The sequence below is a fragment of the Bradyrhizobium sp. USDA 4474 genome, from assembly GCF_054057515.1.
Genome location: NZ_JBSRZJ010000002.1, coordinates 5,991,095 through 6,010,091, shown reverse-complemented (window position 1 = coordinate 6,010,091; position 18,997 = coordinate 5,991,095). Strand labels below are relative to the sequence as shown.

Sequence of the window (18,997 nt, the reverse complement as noted above, 5' to 3'; positions counted from 1 at the left end):
GCGTCAGCGCGCGCGGCGGGAGAAGAACGAGATCAGCACCGGCAAGGTCACCAGGATCACGAGCGGCGCCAGCATCATGCCGGTGACGACCACGACCGCGAGCGGCTTTTGCACCTGCGAGCCGATACCTCCCGACAGCGCGGCCGGCAGCAGGCCGACGCCGGCAACGACGCAGGTCATCAGCACCGGCCTGAGCTGCAATTCGCCGGTACGGATCACCGCGCCCAGGCGGTCCATGCCTTCATCAATCAGCTGGTTGAACTGCGACAGGATGATGATGCCGTCCATCACGGCGATACCGAACAGCGCAATGAACCCGATCGCCGCCGAGACGCTGAAAGCGGTGCCGGTGATCAGCAGGCCGAGCACGCCGCCGAAGATCGCCATTGGGATCACGCTCATGGCGAGCAGCGTGTCGGTCATCGAGCCGAAATTGAACCAGAGCAGGACGGCGATCAGCGCCAGCGAGATCGGCACCACGATCGACAAGCGCCGGATCGCATCCTGGAGATTTCCGAACTCGCCGACCCATTCCATGTGCGAGCCGGGCGGCAGCTGCACCTGATCGGCGATCTTCTGCTGCGCTTCGCGGATCGCGCTGCCGAGATCGCGCTCACGCACCGAGAACTTGATCGGCAAATAGCGTTCCTGCTGCTCGCGATAGATGTAGGCGGCGCCGGAGACCAGGTTGATCGTAGCGACCTCGCTGAGGGGAATCTGGGTGATCGAGCCGTTCGGCCCGGGCGCCCCGATCCTGATATTCTGGATCGCCTCCGCACTGCGGCGATATTCCGGCGCAAGGCGAACGATGATCGGGAAGTGGCGATCGCTACCCGGCTCGTAGAGATCGCCGGCGGTGTCGCCGCCGATCGCGACCTTGATGGTGGCGTTGATGTCGCCGGGCGCCAGGCCATAGCGCGCGGCCTTGGCGCGGTCGATGTCGATCTGCACGGTCGGCTGACCGAGCGAGGTGAACACCGCGAGGTCGGTGATGCCCTGCACCGTCGCCAGCACCGATTTGATCTTGTTGGCGGTGTCGGTCAGCGCCTGAAGGTCGCTGCCGAACAGCTTGATCGAGTTTTCGCCCTTCACGCCGGAGACGGCCTCCGAGACGTTGTCCTGGAGATATTGCGAGAAGTTGAACTCGACGCCGGGGAAGCGATCGTCGAGCTGCTTCAACAGCTCCGCGGTCAGCTCTTCCTTGTCATGCGTGCCGGGCCACTCGCTCGCGGGCTTCAGCGGCGCGAAGAATTCAGCGTTGAAGAAGCCGGCGGCGTCGGTGCCGTCGTCGGGGCGGCCGTGCTGCGACACCACGGACTCGACCTCGGGCCGGGCGCGGATCAGCTTGCGCATCTCGTTGACGTAGGTGTTGCCCTCCTCGAGCGAAATGGTCGGCGGCAGCGTGGCGCGGATCCAGAGGTTGCCCTCTTCGAGCTTGGGCAGGAATTCGAGGCCGAGCAGCCGCCCGAAGAGGATCGTCATCACCACGAGGCCGACCGCACCGCCGAGCACGATGGTGCGGTTGGCGACGGCCCAGTTCAGCAACGGCATGTAGAGCCGGTGCAGGACCTGCATCACCCTGGTCTCGGTCTCTTCGACATGCGCCGGCAGGATGATCGCCGATAGCGCCGGCGTCACGGTGAAGGTCGCAAGCAGGCCGCCGGCGAGCGCATAGGCATAGGTGCGCGCCATCGGTCCGAAGATGTTGCCCTCGACGCCCGAGAGCGTGAACAGCGGCAGGAAGGCCGCGATGATGATCGCGGCGGCGAAGAAGATCGAGCGCGAGACGTCGGCCGCGGCGCTGAGGATGGCGTGACTTTTCATGCCGAACAGCGTCTCTTGCGACATGTGCTCGGATTCCGAAGGCGGGGTGGTTTGCGTCAGGCGGCGGAAGATCGCCTCCACCATGATGACGGTGGCATCCACGATCAGGCCGAAATCGATGGCGCCGACCGAGAGCAGGTTCGCCGATTCCCCGCGCAGCACCAGAATGATCACCGCGAAGAACAACGCGAACGGAATCGTGGCGCCGACGATCAGCGCGCTGCGGAGATCGCCGAGGAATATCCACTGCAGCAGCACGATCAGCAGGATGCCCACGACCATGTTGTGCAGAACGGTGTGGGTGGTGAGGTCGATCAGGTCCTTGCGGTCATAGATGCGCTCGATGCGCACGCCCGGCGGCAGGATGGTCGAGCCGTTGATCTGATTCACGAGCTGCTCGACGCGATTGATGGTCGGCGTGCTCTGCTCGCCGCGGCGCATCAGCACGATGCCTTGCACGATGTCGTCGGAATCGTCGAGGCCGGCGATGCCAAGTCGCGGTTTCTGGCCGACGGTGACGGTGGCGACGTCCTTCACCAGCACGGGATTGCCGTTGGTCTGGGCAACCATGGTGTTGGCGAGGTCGTCGATCGAGCGGATCAGGCCGACGCCGCGCACCACGGCCGATTGCTGGCCGATATCGACGGTGTTGCCGCCGACATTGACGTTGGAGTTGCTGACTGCCTGCAGCAGCTGCGGCAGCGTCAGGCCGTTGGCGACCAGCTTGTTGTTGTCGACCTGGATCTCATAGGTCTTGCTCTTGCCGCCCCACCCGGTGACGTCGATCACGCCGGGCACGGAGCGGAAGCGGCGCTGCAGGATCCAGTCCTGGATGGTCTTGAGGTCGAGCACGCTGTAGTTCGGCGGGCCGACCAGGCGATAGCGGAAGATTTCGCCGATCGGGCTCAGCGGCGAGATCTGCGGCTGCACGTTGCCCGGCAGCGGGGCGAGCTGCGCCAGGCGGTTCAAGACCTGCTGCAGCGCCTCTTCATAGGTGTAGGCGAAGGAAAACTGCAGTTTGACGTCGGAGAGGCCGTAGAGCGAGATGGTTCGGATGGTCGTCAGGTTCTTCAGGCCCGCGACCTGGGTCTCGATCGGGATCGTGATGTAGCGCTCGATCTCTTCCGCCGAGAGGCCCGGGCTCTGGGTGACGATGTCGACCATCGGAGGGGTCGGGTCGGGATAGGCCTCGATGTTGAGCTGGTTGAACGCGATCAGGCCGCCGATGAACACGGCGACGAACATGCCGACCATCAGGAAGCGCCGGTTGACGGCTAGGGCGACGAGACGGTCCATTCAGGTTTTCGCAGTTTTCTCGGGGCGTCGATCAGCTACCGGACGCCGCGCGGTCGATGAACAGGCTGCCTTTGACGACGATCTGTTCGCCGGGCTTCAGGTTGCTGGTCACCTCGACGAGGTTGCCGTTGATGAGGCCGATCTTGATCTGGCGGAGCTCGACCGACTTGTCCTCACGCGCGACCCAGATGCGGACCTGGTCGCCTTCATAGATCAGCGCCTGCTTCGGCACTGCAGGCGCCGCGCGATCGCCGGCCGAATAGATCGTGACGTTGGCGAACATTTCCGGCTTGAGCAGGCCGTCCTTGTTGTCGATGGTGGCGCGAACCAGCAGGCGGCGGGTGTTCGGATCGATCGCGGCGGCGACGTAGTTGATCTTGGCCGTCAGCGGGCGGCCCGGCAGCGCCATCACGTTGATGGAGATGTCTTGCCCGACGCTGACTTGCGCAGCGTCGCTCTCGCGCACGAAGGCGGTGAGCCAGACCGTGGAAAGATCGCCGATCACGAAGACGGGATCGCTGGCGCCGGCGCTGACATATTGCCCCGGGCCGATCTTGCGCTGCACGACCGTGCCCGAGAGCGGCGCATAGATCGTGATTTCAGGGTTGATGGTGCCCTTGTCCTGGAACGCCTTGATCGTCGCGTCGGTGAAACCGAGGATACGCAGCTTGTTGTTGGCGGCCTCCAGCGCGGTCACCGCGGAGCGCATGTCGTTCTGCGCCTGAACCTGGGTCGCTTCCGCCTGCTGATAATCCTTGAGCGGGATGGCGCGGCCTTCATAGAGATCCTTGGCGCGCTTGTACTGGATGTCGGCAAGCTCGAGTGCCGACTTTGCCTTGTTCTGCGATGTCATCGCCGCGATGAAATCGTTCTGGGCCTGCACGGTGTCGGCGGCCTCGATCGTGAACAGCGGTTGTCCCTGGGTCACGGTCTCGCCCGGCTTGGCCAGCAGCTTTGTCACCCGGCCCGCATAGGGCGAGAACACCGGTGTCGAGCGGTCCTCATCGACTGCGACCTTGCCCTCTGTGACGTATTCCGCGCGGAAGGTCTTGGCGTTGACCGGCTCGATCGTCAGCGTCGCCCATTCGGACGGCGTCGGCTTGAAATTCTGGGCGTTTTTGCGCGACTGGCTGGAGACTTCGGAGTTCTTCTTGTCCTTGGCGCCGGCAGAGAGGAAGCCGTACGCACCAGCCCCGGCAAGCGCCAGTAAAACTACGGATGCGATCACCCGTCGTTTTGTAAGCAACTGCAATCGCTTGGTCTTTTCAGCTACCATGGGGCCCGGTCGTGTCTGCGACGAACTCGGCAGACGACTGCCTCATCGGTCGCGCTAATAGTGCCGAATTGAGATTTCAGACAACCTAAAAAACGCTGGCCGTCCTTCGGTTTGCGTTAAAATTTTGCGACATGTCAGCTTCACGTCAGCTTCGCGCCGGCCATTGCGGCGGGTGGCTGCCGAGCGGCATCGCCGGACGGCTCCATTGCGCCGGCGTCCTCGACAGCACGGCCGAATGGCGCACCGCCCTCAACGTGCCGAAGCCAGATGACATGGTTTCCATGAACGCAGTATGTACGGCCTCACCCGTAAGATCCGGGGTGCTGAGACCGCCCTCGAGCCGGCCGAGATTCCACAGCCAACGTCCGGTCTGCGCCAGCGAGACACGCACGTGCCAGCTGCCGCCTTCGCGGGCCTGGCGCGCCTTGGCCATCATCGCGCCGAACGCCATCAGATAGCCGGTGGCGTGGTCGAGCATCTGTGCCGGCAATTCCTTGGGACCATGGATACCGGCTGCTTTTCCTTCCGCATGGTTGAAGCCCGTCGTGGTCTGCACCAGCGAATCGAACCCGCGCCGCTCGGCCCAGGGACCGGCATGGCCATAGGCGGACAGGGTGACGTAGACGATGCCGGGATTGATTTCCGCAGCCTCGTCCGGCGAGAAGCCGAGGTGAGCGAGTGCGCGCGGCCGATAGCCTTGCGAGAAAATGTCGGCGCCCTTCAGCAATTCACGCATTTGCGCCCTGCCCGCCTCGCTCTTCAGCTCGATGAAGGTGGTGAGCTTGCCGCGACCGGTGTCGATGGTCAGCCAGGGAATCGCCGGCAGGTCCGGCCCGGAGACCAGCAGCACGTCGGCGCCGTGGGCAGCGAGCGTGCGGCCGGCGACGGGACCTGCGATGACGCGGGAGAGATCGAGCACGCGCAGGCCCGCGAGCGGACGATCGCCTTCAGGCCAGGGTTTGATCGGCGCATCGCCGATCTTCTCGATCGAGACCAGCGGCAGCTCGGCAAGTGCACGTGCCTGCGGCAGCGCCGACCATTCGTCGCAGGAGCGCATCAGCGCGACGACGCCGCCGGCGGCATAGGCCGCGCTTTCAAAATCCTCACCGTTCCATTGCATCAGCGCGGCCTGCACCTTGTCGCGCTCGGGCACGCAGCCGAGCACGTTGCAGACGGCGTCGCGGTGATGCGGGAAATTGGTATGGCAGCGAACGAAGCGGCCGTCGCCGGTCCTGTAGACGCCGGCGATGGCGTCCCAGGCGGGTGGCGGCCGCTTGTCGTCGAGCCGAAGATAACGTTCCGAGCGGCATTCGACGACCGCGTGGCGCATATCGACCGTCACGTCCTGCGCCTCTCCACTGCGCAGCCGCCAGATCTCTGCGGCAGCAAGGCCTGAGGCGCCGATTGTCGCTTGGCCCGCGACGGCGACACGGAACGAGGACGGGATCTGCGGCTCCTCGCCCGTGAGATGCACGCCGTCGAGCGCGGCCGTGTGGCCGCCAGCGGAGGTCCAGATGTCGCGGAGGATGTCGGTGGGGCTTTGCATTGGTGCCTCTGTCCCTGTCATGCGAGCATGATCTTTTCGGAAAACCGCTGCGCACATTTCCGGATCATGCTGTAGCTTTGTTGCGACCATCCCATGAGCACGGAAAGGATTGCAATGGCTGCCATCGCCCCCCTCACCGCCGGCGCCGTGTTCGTCGCAACAGCGGCGACCGACGCTGTCTATGTGATGTTTACGTCAGCCGTGGTCGCGCGCAAGCGCGTACCGGCCGCAAGCTGGAGCGCGATCTGGTATCTGCTCTCCTCTTATGCCGTGATCAGCTACACCGAGAACGCCGTCTATGTCGCCTTTGCGGCGATCGGCTCCTGGGTCGGCGCCTATGCCTCGCTGACCTTCCTGCATCGCCCGCCCGGCGGCCCTCCGGTGGGGGCTGCGCCGGAGTAAGGTTGGAAATTGCTCCGAGTCTTCTGCGAGTCCCGTCATCCAGAGGTGCGAGGCTTGCGATGCCACGCATCGCAAGTCGAGCCTCGAAGGATGAACGGCCGAGGTGGCAGCCGGGCTGTCGCCCTTCGAGGCCTGCGCTACGCTCCGGCGCCTCAGGGTGACGGTCTTGCAGCTGCATTTGCGATGACGGTCGTTACGCAGCTACACTCCCGCAGCGATCATCAAAAGGAAAACCAACCAATGGATCTCGGTCTCAACGGAAAGAGCGCCATCGTGCTCGGCGGCACGCGTGGCATCGGGCGAGCGATTGCGGCAACGCTGGCCGCGGAAGGCAGCAATATCGCGGTGTGTGCGCGCAATGCAGAGCAGGTCGCGGCCACCGTTGCCGAATTAAAGGCGAGCGGCATCAACGCCACCGGCGGCCCCGTTGACGTCACCGACGGCGCGGCGCTGAAGGCATGGGTCGAGGGCGCGGCCAGGGAGCTCGGCGGCATCGACCTGCTGTTCGCCAATGCCGGTGCCATGGCGCAAGGCCACGATGCCGCATCGTGGGAGCAGAATTTCCGGCTCGACGTGCTCGGCGCCGTACATGCATTCGACGCGGCGCGGCCGTTCCTCGAGGCCAGCGGCGAGAAGAGCGGCGATGCCGCCTTCGTCATCATCTCCTCGATCTCGGCGGCGCAGGCCGATCTCGCCAGCTCCTACGGCCCGATCAAGGCGGCGCTGATCCACATGGCCAAGGGACTGGCGCGGCAATATGCCAGGAAGAAGATCCGCGTGAATGTCGTCTCGCCCGGCACCGTCTACTTCAAGGGCGGCGTCTGGAACATGATCGAGCAGAACATGCCCGAGCGTTACAATGACGCGATGAAGCGAAATCCGACGGGGCGCATGGCGACGCCACAGGAGATCGCGAGCGCGGCGGTGTTTCTGGCAAGCCCGGTGTCGGCGTTCACCACGGGCGCCAATCTTGTCGTGGACGGGGCGATCTCGAACCGGGTGAATTTCTGAAGCCTCGCTCCGCCGTCATGCCCGGGCTTGTCCCGGCCATCCAGGCGCCACCACACACGCTGAAGGACGTGGATGCCCGGGACAAGCCCGGGCATGACGACGGAGTGGCGGCATCCCGTGCCACACCTCAATGAAAATCCCGCGACGGGGGCAGGATGCGGACGTTGCGGGGATGGCGGATTTTTTGCGCCGGCATGTCCGTGAGCGCGCGCGGGTCCTCGTTGAGTGGTTCGACCACGGTGGCGCCTGCGGGCAGCGGATGCTTGCGGCTCAGGGCATCGTCGGCAAGGCCGACCAGATCGTGCGAGCGGTCGATCATGCGTTGCGCGATCAGATGGGTTACCTTCTCTGGGCTGCTCTGGATATAGCCCTGAACCTCGATGAGGCGCGCACCCATCACTTCCTTCCGGTACTGCTCCATGACCTTGGGCCACACCACGACGTTGGCGATGCCGGTTTCGTCCTCCAGCGTCATGAACACGACGCCGCTGGCGCTGCCCGGCCGCTGACGCACCAGCACCACGCCGGCGCAGCGGACGCGGCGCCGCTCGTTCTCGTGACTGATCTCCTTGCAGGCAACGATGCGCTCGCGCGTAAACGCCTCGCGCAAAAATTCCATCGGATGGCCTTTGAGCGACAGCCGGATGGTCTGGTAGTCGGCAACGACCTGTTCGGGACGTGGCATCACCGGGAGCGGCTTGGCCTGCTCGTCCGGCTGCTCGCGCGCAGTCGCAGCCTCGAACAGCGGCAGCGCCACGTCGTCGGGCAGCCGCCGCACCTGCCACAGCGCCTCGCGGCGGTCGAGCCCGAGCGAGCGGAACGCATCGGCATCCGCCAGCAGGATCAGCGCGCGCTTGGGCAGGCCGGTATCGCGGGCGAAGTCTTCGAGCGAGGTGAAGGGGCAACGATTGCGGGCGGCGATGATGCGATCGGCCCAGTCCTCCTGAGTGACATAGACTTTGCCCTGCTGCTTCGCCTGCTCTCTTTTGAGAAACTCCTCATCCGGATCTAGCCAGTGAAAGCCGTCGATCTGGCGAAAACCCAGGCGAACGGCACAATATCTGTCGTCAGTGTTTTCCAGCGTGTTCTGTGCAAAGCTGTAGGACACGTCGATGTCGCGCACCTCGACGCCGTTCTTGCGGGCGTCACCGACGATCTGCGCCGGGGCGTAGAAGCCCATCGGCTGCGAATTCAGGAGACCGCAGCAGAAGGCATCAGGGTGATGATATTTCAGCCATGACGAAATATAGACGAGCTGGGCAAAGCTCGCGGCATGGCTCTCCGGGAAGCCATATGAGCCAAAACCCTTGATCTGGTCGAAGCAGCTTCTGGCGAAATTGGCCTCATAGCCGCGCGCGACCATGTTGCCGATCAGCTTCTCTTCGTACTGGCCGATGGTGCCGACATTGCGAAAGGTCGCCATCGAGCGGCGCAGCCCGTTGGCTTCTTCGGGCGTGAATTTCGCCGCCTCAATCGCGATGCGCATCGCCTGCTCCTGGAACAGGGGCACGCCCTTGGTCTTGTGCAGCACCTTGTAGAGCTCGTCCGCGGGACCATGCTCGGGCGATGGCGAAGGATAGGTCACCTTCTCCAGGCCGTTCCGCCGCCGCAGATAGGGATGCACCATATCGCCCTGGATCGGTCCCGGGCGCACGATCGCGACCTCGATAACGAGATCATAGAAGGTTCGCGGCTTCAGCCGCGGCAGCATGTTCATTTGCGCGCGGCTCTCGACCTGGAATACGCCGAGCGACTCGCCGGCACACAGCATGTCGTAAACCTTCGGATCGTCCTGCGGGACGCTCGCCAGAACCCATCGTTTACCCTTGTGCTGATCGATCAAATCGAAACACTTCCTGATGCAGGTCAGCATGCCCAGCGCAAGCACGTCGACCTTCATCATATTCAGCGCGTCGACGTCATCCTTGTCCCATTCGATGAAGGTGCGGTCGTTCATCGCAGCGTTGCCGATCGGCACATAGGTGTCGAGCCGGTCCTGCGTCAGCACATAGCCGCCGACATGCTGGGAGAGATGGCGCGGGAATTCGATCAGCTCGGTCGCCAGCTCGACTGCGAGGTTGATCATGGGATTTTGCGGATCGAGCCCGGCCTGCCGGACCTGCATGTCATTGAGGCCCTTGCCCCAGCTGCCCCACACGGTGTCGGCGAGCGCCGCGGTGACGTCCTCGGTCAGGCCCAGCGCCTTGCCGACATCCCGGATGGCGCTGCGCGGACGATAATGGATGACGGTCGCGATGATGGCGGCGCGGTGGCGGCCGTAGCGGCGATAGACATATTGCATCACCTCCTCGCGCCGCGAATGCTCGAAATCGACGTCGATGTCGGGCGGCTCCAGCCGTTCCTTGGAGATGAAGCGCTCGAACAGCAGATCGACCTTGGTCGGATCGACCGAGGTGATGCCGAGCACGTAGCACACGGCCGAATTCGCCGCAGAACCCCGTCCCTGGCACAGAATGTTCTGGCTGCGCGCGTAGTGGACGATGTCGTGCACGGTGAGGAAGTAATGCGCGTATTTCAGCTCTGATATCAGCGCGAGCTCTTTCTTCAGCGTCGCGCGCAGCTTCGCGTCAATGTTCTCGATACCGCCGAAATATTTGTCGACGCCGGCCCAGGTCAGGTCCTCCAGATGTCCCTGCGCGGTCTTGCCCGGCGGCACCGGCTCATCAGGATATTGGTATTTGAGCTGGTCGAGCGTGAAGTCGATCCTGTCCGCAAAGCGCATGGTCTCCGCGATCGCGTCGGGGGCATCGCGGAACAGCCGCGCCATCTCGCGGGGCGTCTTCAGAAAACGCTCGGCATTGGCTTGCAGCCTTCGTCCGGCCGCCTCGATCGTGGTCTTTTCCCTGATACAGGTGAGCACATCCTGAAGCGGACGACGGCCGGGATCGTGATAGAGCACCTCGTTGGTCGCAAGCAGCGGCACTTTTGCCTTTTCGGCGAGATCGTCCAGCCGCGCCAGACGGCGCCGGTCGTCGCCGCGATAAATCAGGCTCGCCGCCAGCCATACACCCTCGGCGCGGCTTGCTTTCAACCTTGCAAGAATATCCAACGCTTGTGCCGGCTCGAAGCGATGCGGCAGCGTCAGGATCAGGAGCTGACCTTCCGAAAACTCCAGCAGATCGGCGAAGGAGAGACGGCACTCGCCCTTCTCGATCCGCGTGATGTCGTCGCCGCGTTTGCCTCTGGTGAGAAGCTGGCAGAGCCGGCCATAGGCGGCGCGGTCGCGCGGATAGACGAAAATGTCGGGCGTGCCGTCGATGAAGACGATGCGCGCACCGACCAACAATTTGGGCTTATGCAGCACCTTGTCATTGTCGAGCTCCTTCCAGGCGCGCACCACGCCGGCGAGCGTATTGTGATCGGCGATGCCGATCGCGGGAAGGCCGAGCTTGGCGGCCTGATGCACATAGGCGCGCGGATCCGAGCCGCCGCGCAGGAAGGAGAAGTTGGTGGTGATGCCGATCTCGGCATAAGCAGGCGCGTTCATGCGAAGAGACCGTGCACATACCAGTTGGGGGGAGCAGGCTTGCCGTCGGCGTCGAACACCTCCCCTTCGTAAAGACCATCGCGGAAAATCCAGAAGCGCAGGCCCTCGGCATCCTCGATACGGAAATAATCCCGCGTCAGCTGCTTGCCGTCCTGGCGCCACCATTCCATCGCGATGCGTTCGGGTCCCTCTACCCGTACCACCGCATGTTTTGCCCGGCGCCAAGTGAATTGATGCGGCGGGCCATCGGGTACGGTCGCGAACGGTACGGTGACCGGCTCCGGCTTGTCGAACAGCCGCAGGGGCCGCAGCGGCGGCTCGCCCTCGGCACGATCTGGCCATTTGGCCTGCATGGCAGCCGCGAGATGATGCTGGGCGGGGGCAGCCAGCACCGCCCGCTCATGAATATGGGTATCCTGCGGCAGGTGCACGACGACGCGCTTTCCGCCGATGCGTGCGGCGATGCGGTCGATCAGCGCGGCGAGTTCGTCATTGTCGTGGACATGGGCATCGAGATCGCGCTGCTCCTGCACCACGATCTCGGTGCGGCTCGCCGACAGCCGCACCATGTCGAAGCCGAAACCGGGATCGAGCGGATCGGCGAGCGCATCGAGCCGTTCGCGGAACAGACGATCGACGACTTTGCTTCGCGTCACGGGACGTCCGGTCTCGACCATGATCGCACGCACCACACCGTCGGTGCGGAAGAACGCGGCCTCCAGCCGCCGCGCGCCCTTGCCCTGTTTCTCCATGGACGCGATCAACGTATCGGCCAGCCGCGACAGCGTCATCGTGATCATGGTGTCGGTCGCGATCGGCTCGGCAAAACGCTTTTCGACGATGTAGTCAGGCACCGGCTTGCGCGGACTAATGGGCGCATCGCCCTGCCCCAGCGCATGCGCGAGCAGCGTGGAGAACCGCGCGCCGAACCGCGCCGTGATCTCGGAGGCGTTGCGCGAGGCGACATCGCCGATGGTCTTCAGCCCGGCGCGGCGTAGGCCGGTGGTGATCGTCTCCTCCGCACCGAGCGCGGACACCGGAAACCGCTCGATTGCCGCCGCTTCCCCACCGTCGGCAACGATGATCCCGGAGCCCTGCCGCGTCAGTGTGCGCGCGCAGACCGAGGTGCCGGCGATCGCCGCGCTGACGGCAAAGCCTTGTCGGCCGAGCGCCCGGACCAGCGTCTGCAACAGCGCAGCCTCGCCGCCGAACAGATGCGCGCAGCCGGTGATGTCGAGGAACAACCCGTGCGGCGGATCGAGCGCCACCAGCGGCGTGAAGCGATCGCACCAATCGGCGATGTCGCTGAGCGTTTTCGCATCGGCCACGACATCGGCGTCGAACACTTTCAAATCCGGGCACATCGCCCGGGCATTCGCCAGCGGCTGACCAATATGCAACCCGAAGCGCTCGGCGGTTTCATCCAGTGCGTGGATCACCAGCGCATTGTTGTCCTTGATGACAACGATGCTCGGACCATTATTATTTTTACCCAGCCCGGCGCTGCTGAAAAACCGCTGGATCCGGTCGATGGGCAGGCGCGGCAGCCACAGGCTGAGAATACGCCGACGGTTCACTGAACTGGCACTCATCACACTTCCATTCCATGATCCACCGGCCACACGGGCCATGACGATTGCGCAACAGCTCGACATCGAAGCGCGGCGCCCCCCAGACGTCCCAAGGCGCCGCAGGCATTGAAGCCGATCCCGGCGGCGAATGCGCCGCGCGCAGCATCCATCGCGTCTCCGCTGTCGAGGGCAACGGTTGTGCTGCCATCCGCAGCAACAAACCGGTAACGCCGGATGATTGCGCGGCGAGCGTCAGCTTGCGGCTCGCGACGAGATCGAACTGCCTCGTCTCGCCCCAGAGCTCGAGCACGACGGCGCCGAGCGCATCGCAGGCGAGCGCATCGGCCGAGGTCCGCAGCGCGCTCTCCACATCGGCCGCGCGCACCATAACCACGCGGCGTGGATCGAGACCGAGCTCGGCGAGCCCGCTCATCGACAGCGCGCCGGTTTCGAGTTCCGAAAAATCCTGCCGCACCCACAGCAGCGGCCGCTGCACCGTGACGCGACCCGCCAGCGCGGTGACAAAACCGGTCGCGGCCGCACCCTGACGCCCTTCGCAAAACACCTCATGGACCGCCGCGCGCGCGAGGCCGCCTTTCAGCGCGCGATCGACCTCGCTGTGACCGAGCGCGACACGATCGTGATGATGCACGACCTCCGCCGTCTCGATCCGCTCGATCTGGCTGCGCAAGGTCGCAAGCGCGCTCATGCGTGCGTTCATGCTCGCCGCTCCTCAGAGGTGATTGCCGGTGGCTCTCAAAAGAGAAACCAACGGCTGGCTTATTTGTTCATGGTATGTTCTAATATAAAGCTAACGGCAGCCGAAGAGTCAAATCGAATTGCGTTCGATCGAATTCATGAGCCAAATCAAAGGGATTCCGGAATGGACGTACAACGCAAGCTGGAAATTCTCGCGGACGCCGCCAAGTACGACGCCTCCTGCGCCTCCAGCGGCACCGAGAAGCGGGATTCCAGCGACGGCAAGGGCATGGGCTCGACCGCGCCCGGCATGGGCATCTGCCATTCCTACGCGCCGGATGGACGCTGCATCTCCCTGCTCAAGGTGCTGCTGACCAATGCCTGCAATTACGATTGCCTCTATTGCGTCAACCGCGCTTCCTCCAACGTGCCGCGCGCCCGCTTCACCATCGATGAAGTGGTCAAGCTGACGCTCGATTTCTACCGGCGCAATTACATCGAGGGCCTGTTTCTCTCCTCCGGCATCATCCGCAGCCCCGACTACACCATGGAGCAAGTGGTCAGTGTCGCGCGAAAACTGCGCGAGGACCATCACTTCCGCGGCTACATCCATCTCAAGACCATTCCGGAAGCCGACGATGCGCTGATCGCGGAAGCCGGCAAATATGCCGACCGTCTCTCCATCAATATCGAAATGCCCGAGGCGACAAGCCTGCAGCAATTCGCGCCGGAGAAGGACGTGCGTGCGATCCGCCGCACCATGGGCCGATTGCGGCTGAAGCTCGACGAAGCCGAGGAAAATCGCCGCGCGAAGACAAGGACAAGACCGCAGCGCTTCGCACCGGCCGGCCAAAGCACGCAGATGATCGTCGGCGCCGACGGCGCGAACGATCACACCATCCTCCACACCAGCGCCAATCTCTATGGATCCTACAGGCTCAGGCGCGTCTATTACTCCGCCTTCAGCCCGATCCCCGATGCGAGCCGCGCATTGCCTCTGGTCCAGCCGCCGCTGCTGCGTGAGCACCGGCTCTACCAGGCCGACTGGCTGATGCGATTCTACGGTTTCGACGTCGGTGAGATCGTCGACGAGACCGCGATGCTGCCGCTCGACATCGATCCAAAGCTCGCCTGGGCGCTACGGCATCGCGACCGCTTTCCGCTCGACGTCAACAGCGCCAGCCGCGAGCAGCTGCTGCGCGTGCCGGGTTTCGGCACCAGGGCGGTCGAGCGCATCATCGCGACGCGGCGCACCACCACGATCCGCCTGTCCGATCTCGCGCGGCTGCACGTGCCCAAGCACAAGGCGCTGCCGTTCATCGTCCTCAGCGATCACCGGCCCTCCTCGCAACGCCTGGACGAGGCGCGGTTGATCGAACGGTTCAAGCCGAAAGCAACGCAATTGGGGTTTGGCTTCTGATGCAGTTCATTGTCCTCGACACCGAGACCGATTTCGGCGGCTGGCGCAAAGCTGCTCGCACGCTCGTGCTTCATCACGTGCCGCCCGCCGATGTCACCTGGGCCGTGCGGGGTGGCGAAGCTGAGCTGTTCGCGCCGCCCGCGCCCTCTCCGATTCTCGAGGTGAATGACGGCACTTTCAGCGTATCAGCAAAATTCATCGAGCTGGCGAAAGCGGCAATCCTGCACCGCGACGGCGAGCGTTTTGCGATCCTCTATCGCCTGCTCTGGCGATTGAAGGACAATCACGACCTCATCGAAGTCGCGATGGATACCGACGTCGCGTTGGTCACGGCCATGGCGAGAGCTGTTCATCGCGACGAGCACAAGATGCACGCCTTCGTTCGTTTTCGCGAAATCGGACGCGAGCGTGCCGCCCATTACGTCGCCTGGTTCGAGCCGGAGCATCATATCGTCGAGCTCGCCGCGCCGTTTTTCGCGCGCCGCTTTGCCGACATGCCGTGGTCGATTTTGACGCCCGATCTCTGCGCGCATTGGGATGGCCTAGCGCTTTCGTTCACGCCGGGCGCGAGCAAGAACGAAGCACGGGGCGAAGACCGGCTGGAGGAAACCTGGCGGCGTTACTACGCCAGCATCTTCAATCCGGCGCGGTTGAAGGTGAAGGCGATGCAGGCGGAGATGCCGAAGAAATACTGGAGGAACCTGCCCGAGGCTTCGATCATTAAACCCCTGATCGAGGACGCCGAACGCATGACCGGCGCCATGATCGCCAACGCCGCAACGGATCCGCACAAGCCCCAGAAGCGGCCGGAGGCCCCGATGAGCCGCAAACACGCCGCCAATGTTCTCGATGCACTTCGCGAGGAGGCCGGCCATTGCCGCGCCTGCCCGCTCTACAAGGACGCGACACAGACCGTGTTCGGCGAAGGCCCCAAGAGCGCCACCATCATGCTGGTCGGCGAGCAGCCCGGCGACAAGGAAGACCTTTCCGGCCATCCCTTCGTCGGGCCGGCCGGACAGATGCTCGATCGCGCGCTGGAGGAGGCCGGCGTCGACCGCAGGAAGGTCTATGTCACCAACGCGGTCAAACACTTCAAATTCGTGCCGCGCGGAAAAATCCGCCTGCACCAGAAGCCGAACACGTCCGAGATCCGGGCATGCCGACAATGGTATGAGCGGGAAGTCTCAGTCATCCAGCCCGATCTCGTGGTCGCGATGGGCGCCACCGCCGCGCAGAGCGTGTTCGGCAAGATCACACCCATCGGCAAGACCCGCGGCCGGCTCATAGACCTCCCCGACGGACGCAAGGCTCTGGTGACGGTGCATCCGTCCTACCTGCTGCGGCTCCCTGATCCGCAGGCGAAGGTGCAGGAATATCAGCGTTTTGTCGAAGACCTGACGATCGCGGCCGGCGTGCAGAAGAAGTCGGCCCACGCCGCCTGAGACGCTGCCGGCGCTCAGCGACAGAGCGCGGATAAGCTCCATCATTTCAACTGCCTGCCGCCATTTCAACCGCCTGTCACATGCCACGCGCAAAATCGGGGCCTTGGGACAGGAGAATTTCCAATGAGTGACGTTGCTTTGCCCGGCTCCATCGAGCCGGCCTTGAGTAAGGGGCCAGACCTCAACCGCGGATTCCACCCGCTCACCGGCGTGATCTACATGGGCGTGATCGCCGCCGCACTTCTCTTCGTCGCCTACAGCATCTGGGTCGACGTCGATGCATCAGGCGCGCAGGTCAAGACCTTCGCTCCCTTCCTCCTGCTCTTCGTCGCGCTCCTGATCGCACTCGGCTTCGAGTTCGTGAACGGCTTCCACGACACCGCCAACGCGGTCGCGACCGTGATCTACACCCGCTCGCTACCCGCCCACGTCGCCGTGGTGTGGTCCGGCATGTTCAACCTGTTCGGCGTGCTGCTGTCCTCCGGCGCGGTCGCGTTCGGCATCGTCTCGCTGCTCCCGGTCGAGCTGATCCTCCAGGTCGGCTCCAGCGCCGGCTTCGCGATGGTGTTCGCGTTGTTGATCGCCGCCATCATCTGGAACGTCGGCACCTGGTATTTCGGCCTGCCGGCCTCGAGCTCGCACACGCTGATCGGCTCGATCATGGGCGTCGGCATCATGAACGCCGTCCTGCATGGCCGCAACGGCACCACCGGCGTCGACTGGAGCCAGGCCACCAACATCGGCAAGGCGCTGCTGCTGTCGCCGCTGTTCGGCTTCGCGCTTGCCGCCGGCCTGCTCCTGATCCTGCGTACCGTTCTGCTGCGCGTCACGCCCACCCTGTTCGGCGAGCCGAAGGGCGACCAGCCGCCGCCGTGGTGGATCCGTGGCATCCTGATCCTCACCTGCACGCTGGTGAGCTTCTTCCACGGCTCCAACGACGGTCAGAAGGGAATGGGCCTGATCATGCTGATCCTGATCGGCACCGTGCCGACAGCCTACGCGCTCAACCGCGCGCTGCCGGAGAGCCAGATCGTGGCATTCAGCCAGAACTCGGAGGCTGCCAGCAAGATCATCGAAGCCAAGGCCGCCGGCTACAGCGTGATCGGCAATCCGCGCCGCGCCGTGACCAACTATGTCGCGCAGCACGAGGTGAACGCCGGTACATTCCCGTCGCTCGCCGTGCTCGTCCGCGACATCTCCAGGCAGGTGGCGACCTATGGCTCGCTCGCCAAGGTGCCCGCCGAGCTCGTCGGCAACACCCGCAACGACATGTACCTCGTTTCGGAAGCGCTGCGCTTCCTGATGAAGGACAAGGAAGCCGAACTCAGTGCTGCCGACGTCACCGTGCTCAACGCCTATAAGGGCTCACTCGACAGCGCCACGAAGTTCATTCCCGGTTGGGTGAAGATCGTGGTCGCCATCGCGCTTGGCCTTGGCACCATGGTCGGCTGGAAGCGCATCGTGGTCACGGTCGGCGAGAAGATCGGCAAGACCCACCTGACCTACGCGCAGGGAGCCTGCGCGGAGATCACCGCGGCCGCCACCATCGCGGCCGCCGATGTCTATGGCCTGCCGGTCTCGACCACGCATGTGCTGTCATCAGGCATCGCCGGCACCATGGCCGCCAATGGATCGGGCCTGCAATGGGCGACGATCCGCAACATCGCGATGGCCTGGGTCCTGACCCTGCCCGCCGCGATGCTGATCTCGGGCGTGCTCTATTTCCTGTTCTCGCACGTGTTCTGAGCCACGACACGGACCACAACAAAAAGGGCCCGCGCGATGCACGGGCCCTTTTCATTTGCAAATTCGCTTGAGCGCCTCACGACGCCGCGAGCTGTTCCTCGACCAGCTTGACCCAGTAGGACGTGCCGAACACGATCGCCTCGTCGTTGAAATTGTAGGCGGGGTGATGCAGGCCGGCGCTGTCGCCATTGCCGCAGAAGATGAACGCGCCGGGACGCGCTTCCAGCATGTAGGCAAAGTCCTCGCCGCCCATCAGGGGCGGCATCTGATGCACGTTGGCATCGCCGGCGACCTGCTTGGCAATGCGCGTTGCCACCTCGGTCTCCGCGGCGTGGTTGTTCACGACTGGATAGTTGCGCTTGTAGTGTAGATCGATCTTGGCGCCGGTGATCTGCGCCACCCCCGCAACCACTTCGCGCACCCGCTTCTCGACGAGCTTGCGCACCTCCGGCGACAGGGTCCGGATGGTGCCCTTCAGGGTCGCGGTTTGCGGAATGACGTTACGGGCATTGCCGGCGTGAAACTCGCAGATCGAGATCACCGCTGATTCCAAGGGATCGACACTGCGCGCAACGATCGACTGCAACGCCGTGATCACCTGCGCACCGACGAGAACGGAATCAATGCATTTATGCGGTCGCGCGGCGTGGCCGCCGAGACCCTCGATATTGATGTCGACCTCGTCGGTTGCCGCCATGATCGGACCGGGCCGGATCGCAAACGAGCCGATCGGAATGCCGGGACCGTTGTGCATGCCGTAGACCTGCTCGATGCCGAAGCGCTCCATCATGCCGTCCTTGACCATGGCCGCGCCCCCGGCGCCGCCTTCCTCGGCCGGCTGGAAGATCACGATCGCATCGCCGGCGAAGTTGCGGGTCTCGGCCAGGTAGCGCGCAGCCCCCAGCAGCATCGCGGTGTGGCCGTCATGGCCGCAGGCGTGCATCTTGCCCGGAGTCTTCGAGGCGTATGGCAGATTGGTCTGTTCCTCGACGGGCAGCGCATCCATGTCGGCGCGCAGACCGATCACCTTGAGCCCCTCGCCGGCCGGCTTGTTGCCTTTGATCACTCCGACCACGCCGGTCTGGCCGATACCGGTCACGACCTCGTCGCAACCGAATTCGCGCAGGCGATCCGCGACGAATGCTGCGGTGCGATGGACGTCATACAGCAACTCGGGATGCTGGTGGATGTCCCGTCTCCAAGCCTGAATATCGGGTTGAAGGTCGGCGACGCGATTCACGATGGGCATGGAGGGT

General features: G+C 64.1%; 12 protein-coding genes. 5 read left to right on the top strand and 7 right to left on the bottom strand.

Features of this window, described 5'->3' with window-relative positions; all coding sequences use genetic code 11:
- Positions 1 to 3: 3 nt before the first annotated feature.
- From ACVW16_RS29795 to ACVW16_RS29785, 3 genes are all read right to left on the bottom strand, one after another.
- Positions 4 to 3,120 (bottom strand): efflux RND transporter permease subunit, encoded by a 3,117-nt coding sequence (locus ACVW16_RS29795; RefSeq protein WP_456702579.1) that lies wholly within the window; start codon positions 3,118 to 3,120, stop codon positions 4 to 6.
- Positions 3,121 to 3,151: 31 nt separating this feature from the next.
- The gene (locus tag ACVW16_RS29790; protein ID WP_456702578.1) at positions 3,152 to 4,396 is read right to left on the bottom strand and encodes an efflux RND transporter periplasmic adaptor subunit; all 1,245 of its coding nucleotides are present in this window, start codon (positions 4,394 to 4,396) and stop codon (positions 3,152 to 3,154) included.
- A gap of 145 nt (positions 4,397 to 4,541) precedes the next feature.
- A complete protein-coding gene (locus ACVW16_RS29785) occupies positions 4,542 to 5,942 on the bottom strand; it encodes a CoA transferase (RefSeq protein WP_456738493.1) in 1,401 nt (466 codons plus the stop codon).
- Between the two features lie 114 nt (positions 5,943 to 6,056).
- Here ACVW16_RS29785 and ACVW16_RS29780 point away from each other — a divergent pair, with 114 nt between their 5' ends.
- Both ACVW16_RS29780 and ACVW16_RS29775 read left to right on the top strand, forming a co-directional pair.
- Positions 6,057 to 6,344: a hypothetical protein gene (locus ACVW16_RS29780; RefSeq protein WP_456702576.1), complete on the top strand. Its 288-nt coding sequence runs from the start codon at positions 6,057 to 6,059 to the stop codon at positions 6,342 to 6,344.
- Positions 6,345 to 6,584: 240 nt separating this feature from the next.
- Entirely contained in the window at positions 6,585 to 7,355 is a 771-nt protein-coding gene (locus ACVW16_RS29775; RefSeq protein WP_456702575.1) for an SDR family NAD(P)-dependent oxidoreductase, read from the top strand.
- A gap of 127 nt (positions 7,356 to 7,482) precedes the next feature.
- Here ACVW16_RS29775 and ACVW16_RS29770 read toward each other — a convergent pair whose 3' ends face one another.
- From ACVW16_RS29770 to ACVW16_RS29760, 3 genes are read right to left on the bottom strand one after another with little or no spacing between them, the layout of a single operon-like run.
- On the bottom strand, positions 7,483 to 10,863 hold the full coding sequence (locus tag ACVW16_RS29770; protein ID WP_456734532.1) for an error-prone DNA polymerase: 3,381 nt from the start codon (positions 10,861 to 10,863) through the stop codon (positions 7,483 to 7,485).
- Positions 10,860 to 12,455: a Y-family DNA polymerase gene (locus ACVW16_RS29765; RefSeq protein ID WP_456734531.1), complete on the bottom strand. Its 1,596-nt coding sequence runs from the start codon at positions 12,453 to 12,455 to the stop codon at positions 10,860 to 10,862. The genes ACVW16_RS29770 and ACVW16_RS29765 overlap by 4 nt, the downstream gene beginning before the upstream one ends.
- Positions 12,352 to 13,155, bottom strand: a complete 804-nt coding sequence (locus tag ACVW16_RS29760) for an ImuA family protein (RefSeq protein ID WP_456702572.1) — start codon at positions 13,153 to 13,155, stop codon at positions 12,352 to 12,354. Before ACVW16_RS29760 ends, ACVW16_RS29765 begins: the two co-directional genes overlap by 104 nt.
- 162 nt (positions 13,156 to 13,317) lie before the next feature.
- On the opposite strand from ACVW16_RS29760, the gene ACVW16_RS29755 reads away from it, so the two are divergent.
- From ACVW16_RS29755 to ACVW16_RS29745, 3 genes are all read left to right on the top strand, one after another.
- The gene (locus tag ACVW16_RS29755; RefSeq protein WP_456702571.1) at positions 13,318 to 14,553 is read left to right on the top strand and encodes a putative DNA modification/repair radical SAM protein; all 1,236 of its coding nucleotides are present in this window, start codon (positions 13,318 to 13,320) and stop codon (positions 14,551 to 14,553) included.
- Positions 14,553 to 15,995 (top strand): UdgX family uracil-DNA binding protein, encoded by a 1,443-nt coding sequence (locus ACVW16_RS29750; protein ID WP_456734530.1) that lies wholly within the window; start codon positions 14,553 to 14,555, stop codon positions 15,993 to 15,995. The genes ACVW16_RS29755 and ACVW16_RS29750 overlap by 1 nt, the downstream gene beginning before the upstream one ends.
- A gap of 123 nt (positions 15,996 to 16,118) precedes the next feature.
- Positions 16,119 to 17,741: an inorganic phosphate transporter gene (locus tag ACVW16_RS29745; protein ID WP_456734529.1), complete on the top strand. Its 1,623-nt coding sequence runs from the start codon at positions 16,119 to 16,121 to the stop codon at positions 17,739 to 17,741.
- Between the two features lie 76 nt (positions 17,742 to 17,817).
- Here the strand turns inward: ACVW16_RS29745 and ACVW16_RS29740 are convergent, their stop codons facing one another.
- Positions 17,818 to 18,990: a M20 aminoacylase family protein gene (locus ACVW16_RS29740; protein WP_456734528.1), complete on the bottom strand. Its 1,173-nt coding sequence runs from the start codon at positions 18,988 to 18,990 to the stop codon at positions 17,818 to 17,820.
- Positions 18,991 to 18,997: the final 7 nt, after the last annotated feature.

Bases quoted from the DNA above. Each gene is read 5' to 3' on its own strand.
- ACVW16_RS29765 (WP_456734531.1), bottom strand. From the start codon at position 12,455: ATGAGTGCCAGTTCAGTGAACCGTCGGCGTATTCTCAGCCTGTGGCTG.
- ACVW16_RS29755 (WP_456702571.1), top strand. From the start codon at position 13,318: ATGGACGTACAACGCAAGCTGGAAATTCTCGCGGACGCCGCCAAGTAC.
- ACVW16_RS29795 (WP_456702579.1), bottom strand. From the start codon at position 3,120: ATGGACCGTCTCGTCGCCCTAGCCGTCAACCGGCGCTTCCTGATGGTC.
- ACVW16_RS29785 (WP_456738493.1), bottom strand. From the start codon at position 5,942: ATGCAAAGCCCCACCGACATCCTCCGCGACATCTGGACCTCCGCTGGC.
- ACVW16_RS29775 (WP_456702575.1), top strand. From the start codon at position 6,585: ATGGATCTCGGTCTCAACGGAAAGAGCGCCATCGTGCTCGGCGGCACG.
- ACVW16_RS29740 (WP_456734528.1), bottom strand. From the start codon at position 18,990: ATGCCCATCGTGAATCGCGTCGCCGACCTTCAACCCGATATTCAGGCT.
- ACVW16_RS29750 (WP_456734530.1), top strand. From the start codon at position 14,553: ATGCAGTTCATTGTCCTCGACACCGAGACCGATTTCGGCGGCTGGCGC.
- ACVW16_RS29780 (WP_456702576.1), top strand. From the start codon at position 6,057: ATGGCTGCCATCGCCCCCCTCACCGCCGGCGCCGTGTTCGTCGCAACA.
- ACVW16_RS29745 (WP_456734529.1), top strand. From the start codon at position 16,119: ATGAGTGACGTTGCTTTGCCCGGCTCCATCGAGCCGGCCTTGAGTAAG.
- ACVW16_RS29770 (WP_456734532.1), bottom strand. From the start codon at position 10,863: ATGAACGCGCCTGCTTATGCCGAGATCGGCATCACCACCAACTTCTCC.
- ACVW16_RS29760 (WP_456702572.1), bottom strand. From the start codon at position 13,155: ATGAACGCACGCATGAGCGCGCTTGCGACCTTGCGCAGCCAGATCGAG.
- ACVW16_RS29790 (WP_456702578.1), bottom strand. From the start codon at position 4,396: ATGGTAGCTGAAAAGACCAAGCGATTGCAGTTGCTTACAAAACGACGG.